Source organism: Syntrophales bacterium, assembly GCA_023229765.1.
In the GTDB taxonomy this organism is placed as follows: Bacteria; Desulfobacterota; Syntrophia; order Syntrophales; family UBA5619; genus DYTH01.
Genome location: JALNYO010000013.1, coordinates 89,089 through 96,992 on the forward strand (window position 1 = coordinate 89,089; position 7,904 = coordinate 96,992).

Genomic DNA, 7,904 nt, shown 5'->3' on the forward strand with positions numbered 1-7,904 from the left:
CCGGAGGAATATATTCAAGATGCCAACTGAAATGACATTGGAAATTGTTACCCCAGAAGGAATTGCCTTTAACGGGGTGGTTGACGAGGTAACTGTTCCCGGCACGGAAGGCGAATTCGGAGTGCTCAAGGGACATGCCCCCATGCTTGGTTCGGTCGGCATCGGGACGCTCAGCATTCTGAGGGATCGCAAAAGGATATTTTACGCAGTCAATACCGGCTATGCCAAGGTCTCGCCCTCCAAGGTTACCTTGCTCCTCGAGACGGCGGAAAGATCCGATCTGATTGATCGGGAAAGGGCAGAAAAAGCCCTCCAGCGGGCGGAGCAGAAGCTCGGCCAGCTTTCCCGTGATGATGTTGAGTTCGAAAAGGCCCAGGCCGCACTCAGAAGGGCAATTGTGCGAATAAACACCTCCGGCAGAAGCTGAAGCCTTTCCCCGCCGCTTCAAAAAGCATCCTGCTGGTTGCGCACAAGCCGCCCGGCCCTGTTCCCTCCGCCCTACTCCTCGACAGAAATATCCAGTATCTCAAATTCGCGGGCGCCGCCCGGCGCCTTTACCGTCACCACGTCGCCAACGCATTTCCCGATAAGCGCCCTGCCGATAGGAGAGGTGACGGAGATTTTGTTCTTGTCAATATCGGATTCAAAAGGCCCCACCAGCCGACAAACCATTTTCTTGCCGTCTGCGGTATCTTCGACGGCTACGGTGGTGCCGAAAACTACATTCTCATACGTCTTGTTTTTAAGCTTGATCACATCGGACATAGCGAGATTATTTTCCAGTTCCTGCACCTTGCCGTGCAGAAAGGACTGCCTCTCCTTCGCCGCTGAATAATCGGCGTTTTCCGAAAGATCGCCATGGCCTCTGGCGATTTCAATATCCTTTGTATTCTGGGGGATCAAAACCGTCTTCAGATTTTTCAGTTCCCTTTTCAACGTTTCAAAACCACTTTGGGTAATCGGCATCCTGTCCATTATAAATCACTCTCCTGCTTAAATGTAACTACTCAAGTTGTTTAGACTGTAGTCTGTCAGGACTGCGCAAAGAACGAATCAATGACCCCAACACACCTAAACACCTACAGACTATCCACCTGAGTATTTGCGGTTGAACTTAATAGAGAACAGATAGTGTGTCAAGAGGGAAAACGCAGTTTAATGTCCATAAGGCAAAGATGCCATCCTCCTTGTAACAACCGCAAAACTATGTTAGGGATGCGCGCAGTTCATGGAAGCTTGGGGCGCTTCATGTAAAAGGAGATACAACAGCCAATGGTTGACAAATACAATCGTAATATAAACTACCTGCGCGTTTCCGTCACTGACAGGTGCAACCTCCGCTGCATTTATTGCATGCCCACCGAAGGGATTTCCTGCCTGCGTCACGAAGACATCCTTACCTACGAGGAGCTTCACCGAATCATTCGCGTTGCCTCGGATGTGGGCATCTGCAAAGTCCGGATAACAGGGGGCGAACCGCTTGTTCGCCGGGGGATAGTGGATTTTGTCAAATCCCTCGGGACAATCACCAAATTGAACGATATCAGCATGACAACAAACGGCATCCTGCTGAAAGAGTTTGCGGCTGAACTATTCCATGCGGGAATAGGCCGGATCAATATCAGTTTGGACTCCCTGAACGCGGAGAAATACCGGAAAATTACCAGGCAGGGAAACCTGCAGACCGTTCTCGACGGGATAGAAAAGGCCCGGCAGGTGGGATTTTCCCCCATTAAAATCAACATAGTAGCGATAAAGGGATTTAACGACGACGAAATACTGGACTTTGCCCGTCTCACGATTGACAATCCCTTGCAAATCCGCTTCATCGAACTGATGCCGCTCGGAGATGCAGGAATTGAAAGCGACGGACGCTTTCTGTCCAACGACCTGATCAAGGAGCGAATTGCAACCATCGGCAAGCTCGAGCAGGTAAAAAGACAGGGCGATGAAGCGGACGGGCCGGCAGATATGTATCGTCTTGCCGGAAGCAAGGGGCACATCGGTCTGATCAGCGCCATCAGTCACAATTTCTGCAGTTCCTGCAACCGGCTGAGACTGACCTCCGACGGACAGCTCAGAAGCTGCCTGCTTTCCGATAAAGAAACCGACCTGCGGGGGCCTTTAAGGTCGGGATGCTCCGATTCCGGGCTTAAAGATATAATCGAAGGGGCCATCGCCAAAAAACCTGATCGCCACAAAATTGCAAACGACGGGAACTATAGAAAAAAATGCGTGAAAGAGATGTCCACGATCGGCGGATAACGCCGGCCCGTCAGTATCTGGACGGGAGGATAAAAAGCCTTATTCTGGATTTGAGCGCCCCCCATGCCGGGGAACACCTCCTCGATATCGGCTGTGGCGACGGAGCAAACCTTCACCTCTTTCGCCAGAAAGGATGCCTGGCAACCGGAATAGATTCCTGCCCGTCCCACCTCGATGAGACCAGAAAAAGGCTGGAAAACCGCGCCGATCTCTACCTTGGCGATCCGGAAGAGCTGCCTTTTTCCGACAACGAGTTCGATATTGTGACGATGGTTACATCCCTCGAATACATGAAAAATCCCGCGTTGGCTATTGCCGAGGCCATTCGCGTCTGCCGGGGACGGGTTTTTATCGGCGCCATGAACCGTTATTCGCTGATCGGCATCCAGGGGCTTTTGTCCAACGTTTTTTCTGTTCCGCAAGAGCCTAAGTGTCGCTATTTCCATATCCCTTCCCTCTCCGGGATGATCAGGCAGCACCTGCCCGGCGTGCGCATAGCGTGGGGCAGCGTCATCTTCCTTCCCTGGGGATTCTATGACGCCGCAGCAACGCTGGAAGAACAGATCCCGGTTATGAAGAACCCTTTCGGCGCCTTTATCGGCCTCTGCTTTTCCGTAACCTTTTCACTTATAACGATTCAGGACGTCATCAGAAAACCGGCCGTTCTTGCCCAGGGGGGGGAACCGGCGCACGGCGTAGTCAGACAATCCGGGGGCAAGGGCCTGCCGACGATTTACGGGAACACAGAACATGGTTCATGAAGCGCTTTTGTACGAAAAAGAGGAGCAAAATTACATCAGATGCGGACTCTGCGCCCATCGCTGCCGGATCGCCCCCCATGACCGGGGAATCTGCGGCGTCAGGGAGAACAGGGAGGGAATCCTCTATAGCCTTGTCTATGGGAAAACAATTGCCGAAAACGTCGATCCTGTTGAAAAAAAACCCCTTTTTCACTTCCTGCCCGGCTCCCGCACCTTTTCGATCGCCACGGCAGGCTGCAACTTCCGCTGTTCCTTCTGCCAGAACTCCGAAATTTCCCAGATGCCGAGGGAAAAAGCTGAAATCGTCGGCAGAAGCAGAACCCCGGCGCAAATCGTCGCAATGGCAATACAGACAGAATCTAATAGTATTTCCTACACTTACACTGAACCGACGGTATTTTTTGAATTCGCTCTCGACACGGCAAAGATAGCCGCGGCGAGCGGCCTCAAAAATATCTTCGTCACGAACGGCTTTATGACATCCGAAATGCTGAAACTGCTGTCCCCTTGCCTGCATGCGGCAAACGTCGATTTGAAGTCTTTCCGGGACGATTTTTACCGCAAATATTGCGGCGGCCGGCTTCAGCCGGTACTCGACAGCCTGCGCACGCTGAAGGAACTCGGCGTATGGCTGGAGGTAACCACTTTGCTCATCCCGAATCTCAACGACGGCGATCAGGAGCTCCAGGACATCGCTGCCTTTGTCGCCTCGCTGGGCAGGGAAACCCCCTGGCATGTCAGCCGCTTTCATCCGCAATATCTGATGGCGGACACGCCGGCAACGCCTTCGGCAGAGATCCACCGCGCCGTTGAAACGGGGAAGTCTGCCGGTCTCAAGTACGTTTACAGCGGCAATCTCCCCGGAGACAGCGGGGAGAACACCCTCTGTTCCGGGTGCGGCAATCTGTTAATCGCGCGTTACGGATTTTCAATTGAAAGGAACGACCTGCAGGGAACTGCCTGCCCCGCTTGCGGCGCCCTGTTGGACGGAATATTTTAGACTCGCCCCATGAAACTGAAAAGACTGGAAATCATTGGTTTTAAATCATTCCGGGACAAGGTTGTCCTTGATTTCTCGCCCGGGATCAGCGGCATCGTCGGCCCCAACGGCTGCGGCAAAAGCAATATCGCCGATGCCATCCGCTGGGTCATGGGGGAGCAACGGGTCAAGACCCTGCGCGGCAAAAAGATGGATGACGTCATCTTTAACGGCTCAGAGGAAGCCTCGCCGGTCGGGATGGCGGAGGTCTCAATGATCCTCGCCGCTGACGAGAACAAGTTCCCCGGCAATTACGCCGACAGCAGCGAAGTGATGATCACCCGCCGCATTTTCCGGGAAGCGGAAAGCGAATACACCATCAACAAGGTCCCCTGCCGCCTCCTTGACGTCCGGGAATTTTTCATGGGCACAGGCATCGGCGCCAGAACCTACTCGCTTGTCGAACAGAACAGCGTCGCCTCGCTTGTCGAGGCCAAACCTGAAGAAAGACGGCAATTTATAGAAGAAGCTGCCGGCATCTCCAAATACAAGAGCCGCAAGGAATTCGCCCTCCGCAAGATGGAGGCCACCCAGGAAAACATCCTCCGCGTCAACGACATCCTGCGCGAGGTAAAGGCTCAATTAAACGGCTTGTCCCGCCAGGCTAAAAGGGCCGAACAGTATAAGGCCTTAAAACAATCCCTGAAAGACGCCGAGCTGAAGGTCGCCCTGCAGACCTGTTTTGAGCTCAATGAAGTGCGAATCGCCCGCGAAGAGGAGAGAATCGCCCTCCAGGACAAAATCACCGGACTGCGCACCCGGCTGCTCTCTCTGGAAACAGCACGGGAGGAGCTGAAGACGGACGTCATGGAACAGGAAGCCCTTATCTTCGCGCTTCAGGAAAAACTTTACGCCACCCGCAACGTCATCAGCAGCAAGGAACAGGCGATCGAGTATTCCCGCCGGAAAATAGCCGATCTTTCTTCAAAAAGGATAAAGGACATCGAGCAGATTACGGCTTTGAAACGAAAAGCGGAGGTGTCCGGAGACGAAATCGCCGCCCTCCGCAACGCCGCCCAGGAAGCGGAAAGAATCCTTGACAGTCTCCGAAAAGAAACCGCGGCGGCCACCGGCGCCCTCGAGGAGCTGCGGCGCATGGATCAGACCTGCCGCCAGGCGATCGAGACCAGAAAGGGACGATACGTTGATCTGGCTGCCGAGAAAGCCCGAATCAAGAATACGCTCATAGGCCTTGTCCGGATGGACGAAGACCTGAAAAAAAGGGAAGAGCGCGAAATCAGCGAGATCGAAACAAACAAAAAAAAATCCGAGGAACTTCAGCGGATGCGGGAAAGGATAACAGCCGGGCTTTCTGCCGACCAGGCAAAGCACGCCGAACTTTTGGAGCAGAAAGAGGAGTTAACCGCAACGATTGAGGACGCCCGTCGGGAGCTTGTCCAGGCGGACGCGAAGATAGCGGCACTGCGCGAAGGCTACAGCGGCAAATCCACCCGCCTCTCTTCGCTTAAAGAATTCGCCGAGAACTATGAAGGCTGCAACGAGGGGGTAAAGTCGCTTTTGGCCGGCGACCCCAAAAAGGACAACCCGGACTCCTTCCGGGGCTCGTTCATGGGGCTTGTTGCCGACGTGATCAACGTTCCCAAAGAGTATGAGACGGCGGTCGAGGCCCTCCTCGGGGAAAAGCTGCAATACATGGTGGTAAAGAATCAGGAAGAAGGCATTCAGGCTATCGAATATCTGAAGGGCGCGTCCCTGGGAAGAGGCAGCTTTGCCCCCCTGGAGATTCGCCCCGGCCGCCCCCGAGAAGCGCACGCAGACTACGTCCATCTCCAGGAAACCTTTCCGCTGATCGATCTGATTACAATCCGGGAGGATTGCCGGCCAATCATCAACGAGCTTTTGGGCGACACGCTCGTGATACCGAATTTGCAGGACGGCGTCAACATCTGGAGGCAAAACGGTTTTCGCGGAACATTTGTCACCGCGGAAGGGGATGTCATCAGCCCCGGCGGCATTCTTTCCGGCGGAAGCGCCAGCGGGAAGGAACGGAGTCTGCTCGGCAATCGCCGGGAAATATCGGAACTAAGCGACGAAGTCGCGCAACTCCAGACAAGCCTTCAGGAAAATCAGGAAAAAAGGGAGAAGATCACCGCACTGATCGCTCAGACGGATGAGGGGCTGCTGCGCCTCCGGTCGGAAACCCACCTGACCGAGCTCAGGATAAACGGCCTGGGCAAGGACCGGGAGCGCTACGACAGCGAGCTTGGCCATATCGAGGAACGCCTCCAGGCGCTTGTCTTCAATCGCGAAACCATCGCCGCGGATGCAGCCGAAACGAAGAAGAAAATTTCCCTTTATGAAGGGGAGATGACCGCCCTTGTCGAAAAAGAGACACAGCTCCGCGAGGCTATGGCCGCCGAACAGCAGCGCGCCGATTCCGTTCGCGATCAGCGTGAAGAATGCGAACGGTCAATGACCGAAAAAAAGGTGCGTCTTGCCACCCTTGAGGGAAAATATAACGCCGACAAACAGACCCTGTCCCGTCTGGAAAAATCCGTTGTCGATAATGACGGCGAGATTGCCGCCCGCCTGGCCGATGCCAACAGTTGCGAACAGGAAGAGCGGGAGCTTGCACAGCAGATTGAAACAGAAAAAGGGACCCTGCAGGGGCTCTATGGCGAAAACGAGACCATTGCCCTGAATCTTTCCCAAAAGCGTGATCTGCAGCAGGAAAAGGAGGCTCTGCTCCGGAGTCGGGAGACGGAAATCCACGAGACCAAAAAAGACCTTGACACGCAGCTCCGCGATGAAGCGGCCTTGGACATTGCCCTCCGGGAGACGCAGATGCAGTCGGAAAACCTGCGGCAAAACATGGAGGAAAAACACGGCGTCGATCTTGTGGCTCTGCTGCCCCAATTCCCGCCGCTGAATGATGAGGAAATAGCCGACGCGGCAACCGTCCTTGCCAGGGAAAGGCGGGCGATCGATAATTTCGGCGAGGTAAATCTGCTCGCGCTTTCCGAACACGAGGAATTAAAAACCCGCTTTGAGTTTTTGACGGCCCAGATCGCCGATCTCAACGCCTCCTTAGAGGCCCTGAAGCAAACAATATCCCGCATCAATACGATAACCAGGCAGCGCTTCTCCGAGACTTTTGACGGCATCAATGGCTGCTTCCAGGAGGTATTCTCCCGCCTTTTTCCCGGCGGCAGGGCGAAGCTGAAGATGACCGATGAAAACAACCTGCTGGAGACGGGGGTTGATATTGAAATCCGCATCCCGGGGAAATTTACGCAGAATGTAACGCTGCTTTCGGGGGGAGAAAAATCGCTGTCGGCAATTGCCCTGATTTTCTCCATCCTCATCTACCGCCCCGTGCCCTTTATTTTACTGGACGAAGCCGACGCGGCCCTGGACGACACCAACATCTCCCTCTTCAACCGCTTGGTGAAGGATACCGCCGCCCATTCGCAGATACTGATGATAACCCATAACAAAAAATCGATGGAGATTTCCGACAGCCTCTACGGCGTCACGATTAGAAAAAAAGGCGTATCCTCGCTGGTTTCTGTCTCCCTGACATGAAAAATTAATAAAGGACGGATGAATAGATGGAAGAAAAAAACGGGAAAAAGGGATTTTTCGACCGACTGAAGACAGGACTTGCCAAAACCCGCAAGCTGCTTATGACCGATGTTGACGATCTCATCCTCGGCAGCAAGCAGATCGATCAGGCGCTTTACGACGAGCTGGAGGAGCGGATGATTCTTGCCGACGTCGGGCCGGCCTTTACCGGCGAGCTGATTGAATCACTGAAAGAAAAGGTGAAACGCAAGGAACTCGCCTCCCCGGAGATCCTTCGCGGGGCGCCCCGGGAA

Annotated in this window: 7 protein-coding genes; 6 read left to right on the forward strand and 1 reads right to left on the reverse strand. The window is 54.1% G+C overall.

Going from position 1 to position 7,904, the window contains the following annotated elements; translation table 11 throughout:
* The first annotated feature begins 19 nt into the window (after positions 1 to 19).
* The gene (locus M0P74_09075) at positions 20 to 427 is read left to right on the forward strand and encodes a F0F1 ATP synthase subunit epsilon (GenBank protein MCK9363731.1); all 408 of its coding nucleotides are present in this window, start codon (positions 20 to 22) and stop codon (positions 425 to 427) included.
* Between the two features lie 71 nt (positions 428 to 498).
* Here the strand turns inward: M0P74_09075 and greA are convergent, their stop codons facing one another.
* The gene (greA, locus tag M0P74_09080; protein ID MCK9363732.1) at positions 499 to 975 is read right to left on the reverse strand and encodes a transcription elongation factor GreA; all 477 of its coding nucleotides are present in this window, start codon (positions 973 to 975) and stop codon (positions 499 to 501) included.
* Positions 976 to 1,272: 297 nt separating this feature from the next.
* Between greA and moaA the strand changes: the two genes are divergently transcribed.
* The 5 genes from moaA to M0P74_09105 all read left to right on the forward strand — a co-directional run.
* Positions 1,273 to 2,265, forward strand: coding sequence for a GTP 3',8-cyclase MoaA (moaA, locus tag M0P74_09085; protein MCK9363733.1), 993 nt, complete (start codon positions 1,273 to 1,275; stop codon positions 2,263 to 2,265).
* Entirely contained in the window at positions 2,232 to 3,026 is a 795-nt protein-coding gene (locus M0P74_09090; protein ID MCK9363734.1) for a class I SAM-dependent methyltransferase, read from the forward strand. Before moaA ends, M0P74_09090 begins: the two co-directional genes overlap by 34 nt.
* Entirely contained in the window at positions 3,016 to 4,026 is a 1,011-nt protein-coding gene (gene amrS / locus M0P74_09095) for an AmmeMemoRadiSam system radical SAM enzyme (protein MCK9363735.1), read from the forward strand. Before M0P74_09090 ends, amrS begins: the two co-directional genes overlap by 11 nt.
* Before the next feature lie 9 nt (positions 4,027 to 4,035).
* Positions 4,036 to 7,611 (forward strand): chromosome segregation protein SMC, encoded by a 3,576-nt coding sequence (smc, locus tag M0P74_09100; protein MCK9363736.1) that lies wholly within the window; start codon positions 4,036 to 4,038, stop codon positions 7,609 to 7,611.
* Between the two features lie 26 nt (positions 7,612 to 7,637).
* On the forward strand, positions 7,638 to 7,904 hold a 267-nt coding region (locus M0P74_09105), incomplete at its 3' end, for a signal recognition particle receptor subunit alpha (protein MCK9363737.1).

Excerpts from the sequence above, each read along its gene's own strand:
- amrS (MCK9363735.1), top strand. The coding sequence starts at position 3,016 with ATGGTTCATGAAGCGCTTTTGTACGAAAAAGAGGAGCAAAATTACATC.
- moaA (MCK9363733.1), top strand. The coding sequence starts at position 1,273 with ATGGTTGACAAATACAATCGTAATATAAACTACCTGCGCGTTTCCGTC.
- M0P74_09090 (MCK9363734.1), top strand. The coding sequence starts at position 2,232 with ATGCGTGAAAGAGATGTCCACGATCGGCGGATAACGCCGGCCCGTCAG.
- M0P74_09075 (MCK9363731.1), top strand. The coding sequence starts at position 20 with ATGCCAACTGAAATGACATTGGAAATTGTTACCCCAGAAGGAATTGCC.
- smc (MCK9363736.1), top strand. The coding sequence starts at position 4,036 with ATGAAACTGAAAAGACTGGAAATCATTGGTTTTAAATCATTCCGGGAC.
- greA (MCK9363732.1), bottom strand. The coding sequence starts at position 975 with ATGGACAGGATGCCGATTACCCAAAGTGGTTTTGAAACGTTGAAAAGG.